Below are 17,329 nucleotides of genomic sequence, written 5' to 3' on the forward strand. Positions count from 1 at the left end.
AGCGGGCCAGCCGTGCCTAGGCTGGGGCTGTGGACCGCAAAGGGCCACTCAGCCTGGCGTTGCAAGGAGTTCCGTGGCAGACCTTCTCCCCGAATACCTGACCTTCGACTACCGTTGCCGGTTCCGCGGCGTGCCGGGCGTCCACCATGACCCGGAGGACTACCCGCTTGTCTGGACGGTGGAGGTCTCAGGCCGCGCCTGGGACAACGAGGACGACGGCGGCGACGGTGCGGAAGTGTCCGTGGGCCGGGCTCAGCTGTACGTTGTCCCGAGCGCCGGGATCATCGACCTCTTCCTGACCCTGGATGCGGTGAACCAGGACGTGGCCGGCGTCGGGGAGATGCTCGCGATCAACCGCCCGGACCTGGTCAAGGACCTGGGCCTGGGCGGGGACCTGCTGATCCTTTCCGCCCTGCACGTGGCCCCGGCGTTCCGGGGAAACAAGCTGGGGCACACCATCCTCAAAGCCATCCTGAGCAGCATCGGCCGGTCCGCGTCCAAAGTGGTCCTGGAGGCAACCCCGGCTGCCGCACCCGACGGCCCTGAAGCGGGAACCCCCGCGCATGACGCAGCAAAGGAGTCCCTGCGGCGTTACTGGAAGAGCTTCGGCTTCCAGCCCGCCCACGGCGACTACATGGTGTTCGACGATATGGCCGACGTCGTCGACTGACGCCGGAAGTGGCTGCCCGTCACCAGGCGGCCCCAGGCTCATAGGACCCCGCGCTCCATTCACGGCCCTGGGGGTCCAGGACCCGGCAGCGGCGGGAACCCCACTCGGTGTCCTCCGGTTCGATGACCGGTCTTGCACCAGCGGCAAGGGCCCTGGCGAAGAATGCGTCGACGTCGTCCAGGTAAAGGTAGAGGCCCTGTCCCGTGGACCGGCCCACCAGGGGCGCCCGCTGGTAGTCCGCATCATCGCCGGCCACCATGAGGACAGCGTCTCCCATCCGGACCTCTGAGTGGACCACGGTTCCATCCGGACCGTCCTGGCGCCTGACGACGTCGAACCCCACAGCCTGCAGCCAGTCGAGCGCAGCCGGCGCATCGGGGTAGCTCAGGTACGCGAAAAGCCGCGGTTCCATGCAGTGATGTTACGGCTGCGCCGCCGATCACGTCACCCCCGCGTCCACCACAGGACGGGGAAAGTGCGTTGCCGGGAGGTTTGGCAATAGTCTGGCCAGATGGGGACCAACACCGTGAACTCAGGCGAGCAGCTCGACAGGCAGTCCCGCATCCTCGAAGCTGCCCTCGACCTGCTCTCCCGGCACGGCATTGCCGGCGTGAGCATGCGGTCGGTGGCCCGGGAGGCAGGTGTCGCACTGGGCCTGGTCAACTACTACTACGACGACAAGACGAGCCTGATCCGGGCCGCCCTGCACCGTGTTGATGAGCATGACCTCCTGTTGGTGACCCCGGATCCGGAGTTATCCCCCGACGAACAACTGCGTACGGCCCTGCGCCGGGTGGCAGGCGCTGACCTGCTCACCACCAAGTACCTATCCTTGCGCCTGCACCTCTGGGCGCTGGCCCGGGCGGACGAGGGCTATGCAGAGATTAACGCGGCCGCCTTCGACAGGTACATCGACGGCTTGGCCGCGCTTGTCTCCAACGCCATGCCTACCCTTTCCTGGGACGAGTGCCGGGACCGGGCGTCGGACATCGTGGTCATCCAGAACGGGATGTGGCTGACGTCCCTGCTCGGCGTCGACAGCGAATCCATCGAGCGAAGCATCGCCCGCACGGAGGAGATCGCCTTCGCCCCCGCCCGCACCGGCGGCTAAACCCCTCACGTCACGAAGGACTGCCCGACCGTCACATTTGAACGAGCGTTCAAAGAAGTATTGAACAGTCGTTCAACATGCATTACTGTCCTTCTATGACTTACGCCACACCCGGCCGGGGTCCCGCTGCAAGCGTCCGGCTGTACGCTTTCCGCCCCGAGCCCCACTAGAGGATCTCCCGGCTGCCGCCCGGGTCCTGGCGGCAGCCGGGTCCCCTGCGGCAGGCACCCAGCCCCCGTTCCGCAGACAAGCGCCATCACCACCTACGCCGAAGACGCGGCACCGACCCCACGATCCACCCACAGGCAGACGCCGCATCACCGGCGCCGCTCCGCCCTACCGGCTTCACGCCATTGGCCGCCACCGGTGCACGCCCCGGCCGGCCCCAAGGCCACCCACCAAGCGCCATGACCCACCACAAGGGAGACCCATGACAGCAACAGCATCCACCCTCTTCATCAACGGCTCCTGGGAAGCAGCCGCCTCCGGCGCCGTCCGGGAAATCCGGAACCCGGCGGACGGCGAACTGGTCGCCACAGTGTCGGAGGGCGGCAGGGAGGACGCCGAACGCGCCATCGCCGCCGCCCGGGCAGCCTTCGACTCCGGAGTCTGGTCAAGCGTTCCGGCGCCGGAGCGCGGCACGTTCCTCCTCAAGGTCGCCGCCGGGCTGCGCGAACACCGGGAAAAGTTTGCCCGCGCCGAATCGCTGGACACCGGCAAGAGGATGGTCGAGAGCCGCATCGATATTGATGACATCGCCGCCTGCTTTGAATACTTCGGCAGGCTCGCGGGGCAGCAGCCCGGCCGGGTGGTGGACGCCGGGAATCCGGACGTCGTCAGCAGGATTGTCTACGAACCCGTGGGCGTGTGCGGCCTGATCACGCCGTGGAACTACCCGCTGCTCCAGGCCGCCTGGAAGATCGCCCCCGCCCTGGCGGCCGGCTGCACCTTCGTCCTCAAGCCGGCCGAACTGACCCCGTCCACCAGCATCCTCTGCCTCCAGCTCATGAAGGACCTGGGACTGCCCGACGGCGTCGCCAACCTTCTCACCGGGCCCGGCACCCAGGTCGGCGCACCGCTGTCCGAACACCCCGACGTCGACCTCGTCTCCTTCACCGGCGGCCTGGAAACCGGCAAGCGCATTGCCGCCGCCGCAGCCGGGACCGTCAAGAAGATCGCGCTGGAGCTCGGCGGGAAGAACCCGAACGTCATTTTCGCCGACGCCGACTTCGACGCCGCCGTGGACAACGCCCTCAACGGCGCGTTCGTGCATTCCGGGCAGGTCTGCTCCGCCGGCGCCCGCCTGGTGGTGGAGGAATCCATCGCCGAGCGTTTCGTGGATGAACTGGTCCGCCGCGCCGAAGCCATCCGCCTGGGCGGCCCCTTCGACGACAACGCCGAAACCGGCCCGCTCATCTCCGCCGAACACCGCGCCAAGGTCCACGAATACGTCCAGCGCGGCATCGCCGAGGGCGCCCGGCTGCGGACCGGCGGCTCGGCGCCTTCCGGGGAGAAGTACGACGCCGGGTTCTACTACCGGCCCACCATCCTGGACCAGGTGCAGCGCGGCATGTCCGTGGTCACCGATGAAGCGTTCGGTCCGGTGGTCACCGTGGAAACCTTCCGCACCGAAGACGAAGCCGTCGCCATCGCCAACGACACCATTTACGGCCTGGCCGGTGCCGTCTGGACCCAGGACGCCGGGAAGGCCCAGCGCGTTGCAGGCAGGCTCCGGCACGGCACCATCTGGATCAACGACTACCACCCCTACCTCCCCCAGGCCGAGTGGGGCGGCTTCGGCCAGTCCGGCGTCGGCCGCGAGCTGGGCCCCACGGGCCTGGCCGAATACCAGGAAGCCAAGCACATCTACCAGAACACCAGCCCGCAGGTCACCGGCTGGTTCGCTGACCACAGCAAGGAGAACTAGATGCACTACGACAACATCGAGGACGCCGAGGACCGCGCGTTCGACTACGTGGTGATCGGCGGCGGCTCCGCCGGGGCCGCCGTGGCAGCCCGGCTCAGCGAGGATCCGGAGGTGACCGTGGCCCTCATCGAGGCGGGTCCGGACGACCGGAACATCCCCGAGATCCTGCAGCTGGACCGCTGGATGGAGCTGCTGGAATCCGGCTACGACTGGGACTACCCCATCGAGCCGCAGGAAAACGGCAACTCCTTCATGCGGCACGCCCGCGCCAAGGTGATGGGCGGCTGCTCCAGCCACAACTCCTGCATCGCCTTCTGGGCACCGCGCGAGGACCTGGACGAATGGGAATCAAAGTACGGCGCCACCGGCTGGAATGCCGCCAACGCCTGGCCGCTGTACAAGCGGCTGGAAACCAACGAGGACGCCGGCCCGGACGCACCGCACCACGGGGACTCGGGCCCCGTGCACCTGATGAACGTACCCCCGGCGGATCCTGCCGGCGTCGCCCTCCTGGATGCCTGCGAACAGGCGGGCATCCCGCGCGCAAAGTTCAACACCGGCACCACCGTGGTCAACGGCGCCAACTTCTTCCAGATCAACCGCCGCGCGGACGGCACCCGGTCCTCCAGCTCCGTCTCCTACATCCACCCCATCGTGGACCGCCCCAACTTCACCCTGCTGACCGGCCTGCGCGCCCGCCAGCTGGTCTTCGACGCGGACAAGCGCTGCACCGGTGTGGACGTGGTGGACGGCGCGTTCGGCCGGACGCACCGGCTCACCGCGCACCGTGAGGTCGTTGTGTCCACCGGCGCCATCGACTCCCCCAAGCTGCTCATGCTCTCCGGCATCGGCCCGGCAGACCACCTCGCCGCACACGGCATCGAGGTCCTGGTGGACTCGCCCGGCGTCGGCGAAAACCTGCAGGACCACCCGGAGGGCGTGGTGCAGTTCGAGGCCAAGCAGCCCATGGTGCAGGCCTCCACCCAGTGGTGGGAAATCGGCATCTTCACCCCTACGGAGGACGGGCTGGACCGCCCGGACCTGATGATGCACTACGGCTCGGTCCCGTTCGACATGAACACCCTGCGGCACGGCTACCCCACTACCGAGAACGGCTTCAGCCTTACCCCGAACGTCACCCATGCCCGGTCCCGCGGCACGGTCCGGCTGCGCAGCCGCGATTTCCGGGACAAGCCCATGGTTGATCCGCGCTACTTCACCGACCCCGACGGCCATGACATGCGCGTCATGGTGGCCGGCATCCGCAAGGCCCGCGAGATCGCCGCGCAGCCCGCCATGGCCGAATGGGCCGGCCGCGAACTCTCGCCGGGCGCCGGGGCCCAGACCGACGAAGAGCTGCAGGACTACATCCGCAAGACCCACAACACCGTCTACCACCCCGTGGGCACCGTCCGGATGGGAGCGCCCGACGACGGCATGTCCCCTTTGGACCCCCAGTTGCGGGTCAAAGGCGTCACCGGCCTCCGGGTCGCCGACGCGTCCGTCATGCCTGAGCACGTCACGGTCAACCCCAACATCACCGTGATGATGATCGGCGAACGCTGTGCAGACCTCATCAAGGCGGACCGCGCCGGCGCCGACGCCCGGGAAGACAAGGAGCTCAGCACCTCCCTCGCCTGAACGGCGGAAAGCCGGGGGCCGCGTTCCCAACAGCGCCGGCCCCCGCAGAACGTTATCCCGCCGCACCCCAGGGCGGCCGTTCCCATCGTGCTTTTCTGATCTAGGAGTCCATAGTGGAACCCAGCAAGAGTATTGATTCAAGCGGCATGGACGAATTCGGCTACACCCAGACGCTGGACCGCAGCATCGGCAAGTTCGCCAGCTTCGCCGCAGGTGTCAGCTACATCTCCATCCTCACCGGTGTCTTCCAGCTGTTCTATTTCGGTTTCTCCATGGCCGGTCCCGCGTATGCGTGGTCCTGGCCCATCGTCTTCGTCGGCCAGCTGATGGTGGCGCTCTGCTTCGCCGAGCTGGCCGGCCGCTACCCGGTGGCCGGTTCGGTCTACAACTGGGCCAAGCGGCTCGCGTCCGGGACTTCCTCCTGGCTGGCGGGCTGGCTGCTGATGCTGTCCTCGATCATGGCCCTCGGATCCGTGGCCCTGGCGCTGCAGATCACGCTGCCGCAGCTGTGGTCCGGCTTCCAGTTCGTCGGCGACGGCACCGGCCCGTTCGACTTCGCCATGAATGGCGTGGTGCTGGCCACCATCATGATCACCATCTCCACCCTCATCAATGCGTTCGGCGTGAAGTTGATGACCCGGATCAACAGCATCGGCGTCTTCGTGGAACTGATCGCCGCGGTGTTGCTGATCCTCGCCCTGGGCTGGCACGTGGTCCGCGGCCCGGAGGTCTTCTTCGACACTGCCGGCTTTGGCGAGGGCCATGACCTGGGCTTCTTCGGCGTCTTCCTGATCGGCGCCATGGCCTCCGGGTACGTCATGTACGGCTTCGACACCGCCAGTTCATTGGGAGAGGAGACGAAAGACCCCAAGCGGACGGCCCCCAAGGCCATCCTCCGGGCGGTCACGGCATCCTTCCTCCTGGGCGGCCTGATCCTGCTGTTCGGCATCCTCGCGGCGCCGGACCTCACCGACCCGAAGGTGGGATCGGCTGACGGCGGGCTGCAGCACATCGTGCTCAGCGTCCTGGGCGGCCCGTTCGGCAAGGCCTTCCTGGTCTGCATCGTGGTGGCGGTGGTGGTGTGCACCCTCGCCGTCCACGCTGCAGCGATCCGGATGATGTTTGCCATGGCCCGGGACAACAATTTGCCGTTCAGCCGGCAGCTCAGCAAGGTGGACCCGGTGCGCCGCACCCCCACCGTGGCCGCCATCGTCATTGGCGTCCTGGCTGTGGTCCCTCTGCTCATCAACGTGATGCAGCCGGCCATCTTCACCATCCTGTCCAGCATCAGCATCGTGCTGATCTACCTGTCCTACCTGCTGGTGACGGTTCCCCTGCTGCGCAAGCGGTTCCAGCGGAAATGGCCCATCCGGGACGCCGAGGGGTCCGAGGCAGGGTTCAGCATGGGCAAATGGGGACTGCCGGTGAACATCCTGGCCGTCCTGTGGGGCGGTGCCATGACACTGAACCTCATTTGGCCGCGCCAGGAGATCTACAACTCCGTACCGCCCTTCGAGTGGTACCTGCAGTGGGGCGGCGTCATCTTCGTTGCTGCCGTCACCGTGGGCGGCGCCCTGCTCTACCGGCTGAAGATCCGGCACCAGACCGGCGTGCTGGCCGAGCACGCCGCCGCCGTGGCGGCGCATCCTTCCTCCGGTCCGGCCGGGGAGGCTGCTCAGCAGCCTGCCCAGGGCGCTGAGCCGTCCCGCTCCCCGGCGTCTCCGGACCTCGTGGATGAAGCGGTCAAGGTGCCCTAGCGGACACATCATTACCCGGCCACGGCGCCGGGGAAGGGCCGACGGCGGCACGCACCGCCGTCGGCCCTTTCCTGCTGCCCGGCGCAGGCCGGAACGGGCCCGTACCGGGTGCGCGGAGAGACCTCTTGGCCCCCTTCCGCAGGGCGGCTAAACCGCTTTGCGGGCACAGCTTTCGGGCCGCGAAAAGCCCGCTGATCTGCACTGTTCCAGATGACGTGCGTAACAGCTTGACAGCACGCGTGGCATACGTCACGCTGTTGCACATAATGATTGTTGTTGCGTAAGACGCACGCGAAAGGCCCGAAGATGGAGACGCTCCCAAGCATCATCCGCAGGACATTTCCCAGCGCCTCGCCGTTCTCCTGAACGAGTAACTTCAAACCCAGACGACGCCGGTTGACTCCACCAACGCCGTAGTCCCCAAAAGCCACATTGATCCAGCCCTCCGGGAGAAAAAATGACTGCTCCAGTGAACGTGCCCCTCAACTCACGCGGAAAACTCGCTGCGACTTTGCCTGCAGAGCAGCTGGCAGAGATCTCTGCGCTGTTCGAGTTCCGGCGCACGGGCTACTCCCTCGACGCCCCCTTCTACACCGATCCCACGATCTTCAAGCTCGACATAGAGGCCATCTTCGGCCAGCACTGGATCTTTGCCGGCAGCGTCGCCGAGCTTCCGGAGCCGGGCGATTACATCACTGTCGACTACGGCCCCTACTCCCTGATCGTGCTGCGCAACGACGACGGCGGCGTCAACGTCCTGCACAACGTGTGCCGCCACCGCGGCGCCCGCGTCCTGACCGAATCCACCGGTTCCACCGGCAACCTGGTCTGCGGCTACCACTCCTGGACCTACTCCCCCGAGGGCAACCTGATCCACGCCTCCGCTCCCGGCGAGGCCAAGTTCGACAAGAACTGCTTCGCCCTCAAGAAGGCCCACAGCCGCGAGGTTGCCGGACTCATCTTCGTCTGCATCGCCGACGAACCGCCCACGGACTTCGATGAGACCTCGAAGATCTTCGAGCCCTACCTGGCACCGCACGACCTGTCCAAGACGAAGATTGCCTACCAGCAGAACATCATCGAAGAGGGCAACTGGAAGCTCGTCATGGAGAACAACCGTGAGTGCTACCACTGTGACGGGCACCCGGAACTCGCCTGCTCCCTCTTCCCCACCTGGGGCCTGACGGAAGGCCTGATCCCCACCCACCTCGAGGAGGTCTGGGAACGCAACAAGGAAGCACAGTCCTCGCTCGAGGAGCGGTGCCGCCGCTACGGCCTCCCCTACGAGGTGGTCGAGGAACTGGACACCCGCATCGCCGGTATCCGGATCTCCCGGGAATCCCTGGACGGCGAAGGCGAATCGTTCTCGGCCGACGGGCGCAGGCTCTCCAAGAAGCTGCTCGGCGACCTGCGGGACTTCCGCCTGGGCCGCTGCTCCATGCACCTGCAGCCCAACAGCTGGTTCCACTTCCAGAGTGACCACGTCATCACCTTCGGCGTGTTCCCCATCAACGAACACCAGACCCTGGTCCGCACCACCTGGCTGGTAGCTGACGACGCCGTGGAAGGCGTCGACTACGACCGCGAGAAGCTGACCTACACCTGGGAGCAGACCAACATCCAGGACAAGGCGTTCGTGGAACTCTGCCAGCAGGGTGCAGCCAGCCCCGCCTACGAGCCCGGTCCGTACATGAAGAGCGAATACCAGGTGGAGGCCTTCATCAACTGGTACGTGCAGCGGGTGCAGGAGCACTTGGCATGATTGACGTTGCCCTGACTGAGACGCCCGTCCAGGAACCGCAGCGCATCCGCGGCCTTGAAATGCCGTGGAACCGGGTCATGGGCAGCCTCGAAGGACCTGCCAGCGCAGCCAAGGCCCTGGGTCCGTGGCATCCGCAGGAGTTCATGGCCGAATGCGTCGAGACCGTTCCCGAAGCCGGCGGCATGATGACGTTCGTGTTCCGCCGGTGCGACGGGGCTCCCCTGGCGTTCCGCGCGGGCCAGTACGTGAACATTGCCTTCCCGGTGAACGGCGAAGACCAGGAGCCGGTGGACCGCAGCTACTCGCTGTCCAGTTCCCCCACGGAACCGTGGACCTTCAGCGTCACCGTTAAGAAGGACCCCGGCGGGCTGGTTTCCCCGTGGGTGCACGAGAACGTCCGGCCGGGCACCGTCCTGGACATGCTGGGCCCGGTGGGGGCATTCCACCTGCCTGATGCTGACCGGCGCGCACGGTACCTCTTCCTGGCGGCCGGCGCCGGCATCACGCCGATCATGTCGATGCTGCGGACCATCCACGACCTGCCCGGAACGGCCGACGTAGTGGTTCTGTACCACGGCGCGGAAGCCGGAGGTTTCGCCTTCCACCGGGAGCTGGCCTACATCGCTTCCGTGGACTCGCGCGTCAAGGTCTTCTATGCCCTGGGCGACCGCGGCATGCCCGAGGCGTGGGAAGGCTTCAAGGGGCGGTTGTCCGCGGCGATGATCGACGAGGTGGCGCCTGATGCCAACGGCCGGCAGGTGTACGCCTGTGGGCCCGAGGGGTACCTGAACACGGCCACCGAGCTGCTCAAGAAGGTGGGTGTCGACGACACGTCCATCTACATGGAGTTTTTCTCCGGCGACCGGCAGACCCTCCTGGAATACCAGGCGGAGCTCGCCCTCGCGGCGGACATCGCCGAGGAGATCGCAGAGGAAATCGCGGAGTCCGCCGAGGACTACTTCGAAAGCCAGCCCGCAGCCTTCGGGATCTACGAGCCCGGCTACGACGAGGACGGAACCCTGCAGGCCACCGGGATGCCGCTGGTGGCCGCGGACGGGGAAGCCCCCGCCGCAGCGGAAGCCGCGCCGGAAACCGCGGCCCCGGATGCGTCCAGCTTCGACACCGTGGGAACCGGCAGCCTCACCCTGTCCTTCATGCGCACCGGGATCAACGTGCGGATCGACCCGGACCTGCCCATCCTTGAGGTGGCACAGCGTGCGGGCGTCCGGATCGGCGCCAACTGCAAGGAGGGCATGTGCGGCTCCTGCAAGGTGGTCAAGCTGTCCGGCGAGATCGACATGAACCACCAGGGTGGAATCCGCAAGCGGGAAATCGATGCCGGCAAGTTCCTTCCCTGCTGCTCCACCGCGCGCACCGACATGGTGATCGACGCCTAGCCGTTCCCCGGAGCGGCGGGCGCCCCGCGCAGCCCCAAGATTCACGCAAGTGAGAACAAGAACCACACGGAAGGTCTGATGCAGCCAGCGTCAGGCCTTCCGTGGCAATCAACGCCAACCATAGGAGCCATGCCCATGTCAGGTAACAAAGCCGTTGCGTACAAGGAGCCCGGAGTCGTCGAGATCATCGACACCCCGTATCCTTCGTTTGAACTGAAGGCCGGCCCCGGCGTCAATCCCGTCAACGTTGGCCGGAAGGTCCCGCACGGGGTCATCGTGCGCACCGTGAGCACCAACATCTGCGGCTCGGACCAGCACATGGTCCGGGGGCGCACCACCGCTCCGGCCGGGCTCGTCCTGGGCCACGAAATCACCGGCGAAGTCATCGAGACCGGACCCGACGTCGAGTTCATCACGGTCGGGGACATCGTCTCCGTCCCCTTCAACATCTCCTGCGGCCGCTGCCGCAACTGCAAGGAACGCAAGACCGGCATCTGCCTGAACGTGAACCCGGACCGTCCCGGCTCAGCCTACGGCTACGTGGACATGGGCGGCTGGGTGGGCGGCCAGGCCGAGTACGTGCTGGTCCCCTACGCGGACTGGAACCTGCTGCGCTTCCCGGACCGGGACCAGGCGCTGGAGAAGATCATGGACCTGACCATGCTCTCGGACATCCTGCCCACCGGCTTCCACGGCGCCGTCACGGCCGGGGTGGGCGTCGGATCCACCGTGTACGTTGCCGGCGCAGGACCCGTGGGCCTCGCCGCCGCCGCCAGCGCCCAGCTGCTAGGCGCCGCGGTAGTCATCGTCGGCGACCTCAACGAGGACCGCCTGGCCCAGGCCCGGTCCTTCGGCTGCGAAACCGTCAACGTGGCCAACGGCGACCCCGCCGACCAGATCGAGCAGATCCTCGGTGTCCGGGAAGTCGACTCCGGCATCGACGCCGTCGGCTTTGAAGCCCGCGGACACGGACACGGCGCCCAGGAAGCACCGGCCACCGTGCTTAACTCGCTGATGGACCTCACCACCGCCGGCGGCTCCGTAGGCATCCCCGGCCTCTACGTCACCGGCGACCCGGGCGCCGCGGATGAGGCGGCCAAGAAGGGCAGCCTGTCCCTCTCGCTGGGCACCGGCTGGGCCAAGTCCCTGTCCTTCGCCACGGGCCAGTGCCCGGTGATGAAGTACAACCGGCAGCTCATGATGGCCATCCTGCACGACCGGATCCACATCGCCAAGGCCGTCAACGCCACCGCCATCTCGCTGGAGGACGCACCCCGGGGCTACGCCGAATTCGACGCCGGCGCCGCCACGAAGTACGTCCTGGACCCGAACGGCTACCTCAGCAGCAACTAAGCCCCCGCGGCTTAGGCCACACCCACCCAAGGAAGGGCCGACGACGGCGCACACGCGCCGCCGTCGGCCCTTCTTAGGTCCTCAATGGGCCAAGCGTCACTGGCGCGCTGAGTCAGGCCCACTGCTCCCACACGGTCAGCTGCAGCCGGACGGTGCCCGCCGGGTCATCCGTGGACCCCGCTCCGGCAAAGGCAACGCCCGGCGAGGGGTCGACGACGGCACTGTCCTGCCCGCCGCCGTCGACCCTTCCCCAAAGGCCTGTGATGCGCATCAGGCGCGGACCGCCCCGGCAGCCTCATCGGACGAACGCACCGGCGCGTCCAGCCCCAGGTTTTCGCGCAGGGTGCTGCCGCCGTACTCCGTGGGGTACACGCCGCGTTCCTGCAGCTCCGGCACCAAGTGGTTGACGATGTCATCGAGCCCGGTGGGAACCAGCCACGGCGAAATGTTGAACCCGTCCACCGCACCCGTCCGGGCGTATTCGGCCAGGTGGTCCGCAACGGCCGTATAGGAGCCGGTGAACGTGGCATCGATCCGGGCCGTCTTCGAGGTGACGAACTGGCGGATCGACAACCCCTTGTCCTTCGCCTCGGCCCGCCACTGATCCGCCAGCTGGCGGGCCTTCGCACCGTGGAAGCCGCTGCCGCGGGTCTCGGAGGTCTCCTCCACCACGGGGTCGATCTCCGGCAGCGGTCCGTCCGGATCGTAGGCGGACAGCTCACGGCCCCAGAACTGCTCCAGGTACGCGATGGCCTGCTGCGGGCCGATCTGCAGGCTCCGCACCCATTCCTTCTTCTCCGCAGCTTCCTGGGCAGTGGCAGCAAGGATGAACTCGCTGGCGGGCATGATCTGCACGGCGTTCGCGCCGCGGCCCGCTGCCACCGAACGCTCCACCAGGTCCTTGCGGAACTCCACGGCGTCGTCGAACTTCGGGTGCGCGGAGAAGATCACGTCCGCCTGGCGGGCGGCGAAGTTCCGGCCCTCGGGCGAGTCGCCGGCCTGGAACAGCACCGGCCGGTACTGGGCGCTGCGCGGCAGCCGCGGAGTCACGTCCACCGTGTAGTGCTGGCCTTCGTGAAGCACGCGGCGGGCCGGGCCGGCGGGGGTCTCCCAGGAGTCCCAGATCCGTTTTGCCGTCTCCACGAACGCCTCGGCGTGCCTGTACCGGTCGGCATGGTCAAGGTAGCCGCCGCGGCGGAAGTTGGCGCCGGTCCACGCGTTGTCAGTGGTCACGATGTTCCATGCGGCGCGGCCGCCGGAGATCAGGTCCAGCGAGGCGAGGCGGTGGGCCAGGTCAGCGGGATCGTTGTAGGTGGTGTTCTGGGTGGCCACCAGGCCGATGTTGCGGGTGACGGAGGCGAGCGCGGCGAGCATGGTCTGCGCGTCCGGGCGGCCCACCACGTCCAGGGCGTGCGGGCGGCCCAGGTGCTCGCGCAGGCGAAGCCCTTCGCCCAGGAAGAACGCGGCGAACAGCCCCCGTTCGGCGGTCTGGGCGATCCGGCGGAACGATTCGAAGTCCGTCTGCGAGCCCGATTCAGCCGCCTTCCAGATCGTCCCGGAGTTCACGCCCTGGAAGAAGACGCCGAACTGGATCTGGCCGGTGGGCTGGAAGACATCGGATTTAGCACGGTTGTGCTGTGTCATGGTTTTTCCTTACTTTCCGGTGCCGGCGGCGGCAGATGCGTAGCGGCTGGCGGGGCGTTCCAGGCCCAGCAGGTCGCGGAAGGTTCCGTCCTGCAGCACGGGGCGGAGCGCTCCGCGGCGGCGCAGCTCGGGCAGGACCAGCCGGCCCAGTTCGTCGAGGTCCAGGGCGAGCGACGCCGGGTGGAGGCGCACACCGTCCGCGGCCGCCAGCAACGACTCAAGGAAGTCCGTCAGGGCTGCTGCGGTGCCCGCGAAGGCCCGTCCGCCGTCGAACGCTGTTTCCCGCGAGGCCGCAGCCTGCCCGCGCGAATCGAGGACGACGTCGAGCTCGGCGATCACCGCCACGGACGCACCCACGCGGGAGCGCACGTCGAGGACCTCCGCCGCCAACAGTTCGGGGGTTGGCGCGGACACCAGCACAGCGTCCACGGCGTCGGCCGGCACCTCGCCCAGCAGCGAAGCAGGAACCAGTACGGGGAGCTGTCCTTGCAGCGGACGCGGAATGATGGAGGGCCCCTTCACGGAGTACCCGGAGCCCGCAAAATCGGCCGGCGTCTCAAAATCGGCGTAGTGGAGCTTGTCCACGTCGATGTACCGGCCGGTGGCGACGTCCCGGATTACGGCGTCGTCTTCCCACGAATCCCACAGGCGCCGGGACACCTCGATGGACGCGGCAGCCTCCTGCCCCAGCGCGGCACCGGTCACGGAAGGGCGTCCGACGGCGGCAGCCGCCCCGGGTGCCTCCGCGGCGGTGGCGATCCACCCCGCCCGGCCTCCCGAGACGTAGTCCAGGCTGGCCAGCTGGGTGGAGATGTGGAACGGCTCGGTGTAGACGGTGTCCACTTCGGGGACGAGTGCGATGGAGCGGGTCACCGGCCCGGCAAAGGCGGCGCGCTGCAACGCGTTGGCCCGGCCCGGCGCCGGCGCGTCGGTGAAGGTCGCGGCGTGGAAGCCCGCAGACTCGGCTGCGAGCACGGCCCGGGAGATGTCCGCGCCGTCCCAGCCGGCGCCGTCGAGCTCGATGGCCAGGAACCCTGCGCGGTTGTTATCAGTGGTGCTCACTTCTGGTCCTGACGTTCGTAGGGAATCTTTTCGCCGGCCTCGATGGCCACGGGCAGCCGGTTTTCGGCCGGCGGCAACGGGCAGGTGGCCAGGTCGGTGTAGGCGCACGGCAGGTTGACGGCCCGGTTGAAGTCCAGCAGCACCGATCCGTCGACCGCCGGCGCCACCGTCAGCGAGCGGTTGGCCGCGTACGTGGTCTTCCCGGAGGTCTGGTCGGTGAACAGCACGGACAGTGAACCCGGAGCATGACCGTTGAAGGCGGTCAATGCGAGTTCCTGGCCGGCGAGCTTGAAGCGGATCTCGCCCGGCGCCTCGTAGACGTGCTGGATGCCTTCGACGGCGGCCCCAACAGTGGTGGGCCGCGGCACCTCGAACGGAACGAACGTTCCGCGTACGGCGTAGGCTGCGTCCGGCGAGTAGGCCGGGGTGCCCTGGTACCCGCGCAGCAATTCGTTGTCCGGGTGGCGCGGCCTGACAATGTACTCGCCGCCGCGCTTGGCCAGCTCGATCACGGTGTCGCCGGAGACCAGGTTGATGCCGCCGCGTTCTTCGATGGGGCCAAATTCAAGCGCCGCACCAGCGTCCGCGTTCAGTTCCTTGCCGTCCTGCTGCAGGCTTTCGCCCGGCTCCAGGACAACACGGACGACGTCGGCCTCCACGCTCCAGGTGCCCGGGGCGCCTTCCAGCGGGGTGGCCTCGCTGCCCAGCCAGTGCAGGTGGGTTACGGCGAGGAAGCCGTGCGGGTGGGCGCGGTGGCGCTCGTGGGCCGTGTGCCATTCCTGCCAGTCGGCATCAAAGGTCTCAAGGGCGGTTTCAGTGGACATCGGCGAGGTCTCTCCTGACGTGGGTGGTGGCGGACCGGGTGGACTGCGGAAATTCGGGGCGGTTGCCGTAGGGGTCTTCGGCCTCCCACAGGGTGGTCGGCGCGGCGGCCCGGACTGCCGGGATGACCTCCAGGGCGAAGCGCTCGAGGATCTCCAGCTGCTGTTCGAACGGCAGGGTGGTGGGCAGCGAGATGGACTGCAGGTCGTGCCCGTACAGCCCGTGGTAGCTGAGGATCTTGTCGATCACCTGCTCCGGGCTTCCCACCAGCGCGGGCCCCTCGGCCGCGGCGTGCTGGATGTCCCGGAAGGGCGAGTTGTTGCCGGGCACATTGCGGTTGGCCGTCAGCGCCTCGTACACCGGGCCGAACTGGCGGACCGCCTCCTGCGTGGTATCGGCGATGAACACCCCGCCCGCACCGCAGCCCGAACCCACGTACTGCTGCCGGGGGTCGTGCCCGTGGCGCTCGTATTCTTCGCGGTAGTGCTCAATGAGGACGGCGTAGTTTTCCCGGGGCTGGATGGCATTGGCGGTGAACAGCGGGTCTCCCCACTTGCCGGCCAGGGCCGCCGAGGTCAGCGTTGTAGCAGAGCCGTGCCAAATACGCGGCGGGCCGTCGAAGGGCCGGGGCGTGGTGGTGGTCGGTTCAGTCAGGGCGGACCGGAAACGCCCGGACCAAGTGACGCCTTCCTCCCGCCACAGCCGGCGCAGCAGCTCGTACTTTTCGGCCAGCAGGTCCCATTGGTCTGCAAGGTCCAGGCCGAAAAGCGGGTACTGAAGCACCTCGTTGCCCTTGCCGATGGTGATTTCCAGGCGGCCGCGGCTGAGCTGGTCGATGGTGGCGTAGTCCTCGGCAACCCTTACCGGGTCCAGCACAGACAGCACCGTGACGCCGGTATGCAGCCGGATCCGGCCCGTCACGGCGGCAATCGCCGCCAACACCGTGGTGGGTGAGGAGGAGATGAACTCGCCGGCGTGCCGCTCCCCCACGGAGAAGCTGTCGAACCCGAAGGCTTCTGCCCGGCGCGCCGTTTCCACAACCTGGTTCAGGCGGTCCGCCGTGGAGACGATCTCCCCGGTGACCGGGTTTTTCAGGTGCGGGATGATGTCCAGGACCTGGAACTTCATGAGGACTTCCCCGCAGCGGAAGGAGCCGGTGACGCGGTGGCCGCTGCCTGGGTGGCGGCGTAGTTCTCCTCGGTGATGGTCTTGGATTCCGGCAGCGCCTCCTCGGACAGGCCCCAGCGTTCCAGCACCTTGCCGTAGGAACCGTCCTCGATGGCCGAGTTCAGGGCTTCGGTGATCACCGGGGCCAGCCCGTTGCCCTTGAGCGACGTGGCGGCTACCAGGGTTTCGGACGGCCAGCCGGCATTCACCTTGCCCACCACCTTCAGGTCGTCGCGGGTGTTCTCGCGGTACACGGTGGACGGGTAGGGGGCGATGTTCAGGTCCGTCCGGCCGGAGGAGAGAGCCAGGATGGTGTCCGCCTCCGACGAGTAGTACTGCAGGGTGGCCGGCGCCTTGCCCTTCCCCTCCAGCTCCTTGTTCCAGGCCAGCAGGATCTTCTCCTGGTTGGTGCCGGAGCCCACGGAGACGCGCAGGCCGGAGATGTCGTCCGCGCCCTTGATGTCGTAGCTGGACGACTTCTTGGCCTCGAAGCCCATGAACGCGGCCCGGTAGCTGGCGAAGTCGAACAGCTTCACCCGGTCCTTGTTGACGCCCACGTTGGAGAAGACCACCTCGAAGTCGCCGGACTGGGTCTTCAGCGGCCAGTTCTCCCAGGACGTGACCTGGATGTCCAGTTCCAGTCCAAGCTTGTCCGCCACCAGCTGGGCAATATCCAGCTCGGAGCCGATGGCCGTCTTGTCGTCCGTGGCATGGAAGGACAGCGGGATGGAACCGGCCGTCGTGGCCACCGTCAGCTTGCCGTCCTTGCCGATCAGCCCGGGGACCTTGGCGGCGAGCGCCGCATCCTTCTCCGCCCTGATGCGCTGCTGGTCCGGGGAGGTGTTGTAGACGACGCCGTTGCGTGCCGCCGTCGTCTGCGCCGCACCTGACGCGTCTCCGGAGGCCGAGGCACCGGGGTCCGCGCAGGCGGACAGGGCAGCTGTTCCCAGGAGGACGACGGCGGGCAGCGCAGCCAGTGAGCGGCGGTTGCGGAAGCGCGGGGTGGAGAGAGCCAT

The 17,329-nt window shown here is 67.5% G+C and carries 15 protein-coding genes; 8 read left to right on the forward strand and 7 right to left on the reverse strand.

Annotated elements, in window-relative coordinates; genetic code table 11:
• The first annotated feature begins 73 nt into the window (after nt 1-73).
• A complete protein-coding gene (locus tag AS031_RS10300; RefSeq protein ID WP_058268030.1) occupies nt 74-670 on the forward strand; it encodes a hypothetical protein in 597 nt (198 codons plus the stop codon).
• Nucleotides 671-689: 19 nt separating this feature from the next.
• On the opposite strand, the gene AS031_RS10305 is transcribed toward AS031_RS10300, so the two are convergent.
• Nucleotides 690-1,082, reverse strand: a complete 393-nt coding sequence (locus tag AS031_RS10305; RefSeq protein WP_058268031.1) for a VOC family protein — start codon at nt 1,080-1,082, stop codon at nt 690-692.
• 99 nt (nt 1,083-1,181) lie between these two features.
• On the opposite strand from AS031_RS10305, the gene AS031_RS10310 reads away from it, so the two are divergent.
• The 7 genes from AS031_RS10310 to fdhA all read left to right on the forward strand — a co-directional run bounded on the left by AS031_RS10310 (nt 1,182) and on the right by fdhA (nt 11,618).
• The gene (locus AS031_RS10310) at nt 1,182-1,781 is read left to right on the forward strand and encodes a TetR/AcrR family transcriptional regulator (protein ID WP_058268032.1); all 600 of its coding nucleotides are present in this window, start codon (nt 1,182-1,184) and stop codon (nt 1,779-1,781) included.
• 430 nt (nt 1,782-2,211) lie between these two features.
• Nucleotides 2,212-3,708, forward strand: coding sequence for an aldehyde dehydrogenase family protein (locus AS031_RS10315; RefSeq protein WP_058268033.1), 1,497 nt, complete (start codon nt 2,212-2,214; stop codon nt 3,706-3,708).
• A complete protein-coding gene (locus tag AS031_RS10320; protein ID WP_058268034.1) occupies nt 3,709-5,349 on the forward strand; it encodes a GMC family oxidoreductase in 1,641 nt (546 codons plus the stop codon).
• A gap of 146 nt (nt 5,350-5,495) precedes the next feature.
• Nucleotides 5,496-7,106, forward strand: a complete 1,611-nt coding sequence (locus AS031_RS10325; protein WP_058268035.1) for an APC family permease — start codon at nt 5,496-5,498, stop codon at nt 7,104-7,106.
• 457 nt (nt 7,107-7,563) lie between these two features.
• Nucleotides 7,564-8,868 (forward strand): aromatic ring-hydroxylating oxygenase subunit alpha, encoded by a 1,305-nt coding sequence (locus tag AS031_RS10330; protein ID WP_058268036.1) that lies wholly within the window; start codon nt 7,564-7,566, stop codon nt 8,866-8,868.
• On the forward strand, nt 8,865-10,265 hold the full coding sequence (locus AS031_RS10335; protein WP_058268037.1) for a ferredoxin reductase: 1,401 nt from the start codon (nt 8,865-8,867) through the stop codon (nt 10,263-10,265). The genes AS031_RS10330 and AS031_RS10335 overlap by 4 nt, the downstream gene beginning before the upstream one ends.
• A gap of 135 nt (nt 10,266-10,400) precedes the next feature.
• A complete protein-coding gene (gene fdhA, locus AS031_RS10340) occupies nt 10,401-11,618 on the forward strand; it encodes a formaldehyde dehydrogenase, glutathione-independent (protein WP_058268038.1) in 1,218 nt (405 codons plus the stop codon).
• 112 nt (nt 11,619-11,730) lie between these two features.
• On the opposite strand, the gene AS031_RS20025 is transcribed toward fdhA, so the two are convergent.
• Genes AS031_RS20025 through AS031_RS10365 form a run of 6 tightly spaced genes read right to left on the reverse strand, consistent with a single transcriptional unit; the run spans nt 11,731 to nt 17,329 of the window.
• Nucleotides 11,731-11,889, reverse strand: a complete 159-nt coding sequence (locus AS031_RS20025) for a hypothetical protein (RefSeq protein WP_169793875.1) — start codon at nt 11,887-11,889, stop codon at nt 11,731-11,733.
• Nucleotides 11,889-13,262 (reverse strand): NtaA/DmoA family FMN-dependent monooxygenase, encoded by a 1,374-nt coding sequence (locus AS031_RS10345; protein WP_058268039.1) that lies wholly within the window; start codon nt 13,260-13,262, stop codon nt 11,889-11,891. Before AS031_RS10345 ends, AS031_RS20025 begins: the two co-directional genes overlap by 1 nt.
• Nucleotides 13,263-13,271: 9 nt before the next feature.
• Nucleotides 13,272-14,324, reverse strand: coding sequence for an LLM class flavin-dependent oxidoreductase (locus AS031_RS10350; protein ID WP_058268040.1), 1,053 nt, complete (start codon nt 14,322-14,324; stop codon nt 13,272-13,274).
• Entirely contained in the window at nt 14,321-15,148 is an 828-nt protein-coding gene (locus tag AS031_RS10355; protein ID WP_058268041.1) for a DUF1684 domain-containing protein, read from the reverse strand. Before AS031_RS10355 ends, AS031_RS10350 begins: the two co-directional genes overlap by 4 nt.
• Nucleotides 15,138-16,274: an LLM class flavin-dependent oxidoreductase gene (locus AS031_RS10360; RefSeq protein ID WP_058268042.1), complete on the reverse strand. Its 1,137-nt coding sequence runs from the start codon at nt 16,272-16,274 to the stop codon at nt 15,138-15,140. Before AS031_RS10360 ends, AS031_RS10355 begins: the two co-directional genes overlap by 11 nt.
• Nucleotides 16,271-17,329 (reverse strand): ABC transporter substrate-binding protein, encoded by a 1,059-nt coding sequence (locus AS031_RS10365; protein WP_058268043.1) that lies wholly within the window; start codon nt 17,327-17,329, stop codon nt 16,271-16,273. Before AS031_RS10365 ends, AS031_RS10360 begins: the two co-directional genes overlap by 4 nt.

The sequence above is a fragment of the Pseudarthrobacter enclensis genome (genome assembly GCF_001457025.1).
Lineage (GTDB): Bacteria > Actinomycetota > Actinomycetes > Actinomycetales > Micrococcaceae > Arthrobacter > Arthrobacter enclensis.

Coding starts and splice junctions, on each gene's coding strand:
- AS031_RS10305 (WP_058268031.1), bottom strand. CDS start 1,082: ATGGAACCGCGGCTTTTCGCGTACCTGAGCTACCCCGATGCGCCGGCT.
- AS031_RS10310 (WP_058268032.1), top strand. CDS start 1,182: ATGGGGACCAACACCGTGAACTCAGGCGAGCAGCTCGACAGGCAGTCC.
- AS031_RS10315 (WP_058268033.1), top strand. CDS start 2,212: ATGACAGCAACAGCATCCACCCTCTTCATCAACGGCTCCTGGGAAGCA.
- AS031_RS10320 (WP_058268034.1), top strand. CDS start 3,709: ATGCACTACGACAACATCGAGGACGCCGAGGACCGCGCGTTCGACTAC.
- AS031_RS10325 (WP_058268035.1), top strand. CDS start 5,496: ATGGACGAATTCGGCTACACCCAGACGCTGGACCGCAGCATCGGCAAG.
- AS031_RS10330 (WP_058268036.1), top strand. CDS start 7,564: ATGACTGCTCCAGTGAACGTGCCCCTCAACTCACGCGGAAAACTCGCT.
- AS031_RS10335 (WP_058268037.1), top strand. CDS start 8,865: ATGATTGACGTTGCCCTGACTGAGACGCCCGTCCAGGAACCGCAGCGC.
- fdhA (WP_058268038.1), top strand. CDS start 10,401: ATGTCAGGTAACAAAGCCGTTGCGTACAAGGAGCCCGGAGTCGTCGAG.
- AS031_RS20025 (WP_169793875.1), bottom strand. CDS start 11,889: ATGCGCATCACAGGCCTTTGGGGAAGGGTCGACGGCGGCGGGCAGGAC.
- AS031_RS10345 (WP_058268039.1), bottom strand. CDS start 13,262: ATGACACAGCACAACCGTGCTAAATCCGATGTCTTCCAGCCCACCGGC.
- AS031_RS10355 (WP_058268041.1), bottom strand. CDS start 15,148: ATGTCCACTGAAACCGCCCTTGAGACCTTTGATGCCGACTGGCAGGAA.
- AS031_RS10360 (WP_058268042.1), bottom strand. CDS start 16,274: ATGAAGTTCCAGGTCCTGGACATCATCCCGCACCTGAAAAACCCGGTC.
- AS031_RS10365 (WP_058268043.1), bottom strand. CDS start 17,329: ATGGCTCTCTCCACCCCGCGCTTCCGCAACCGCCGCTCACTGGCTGCG.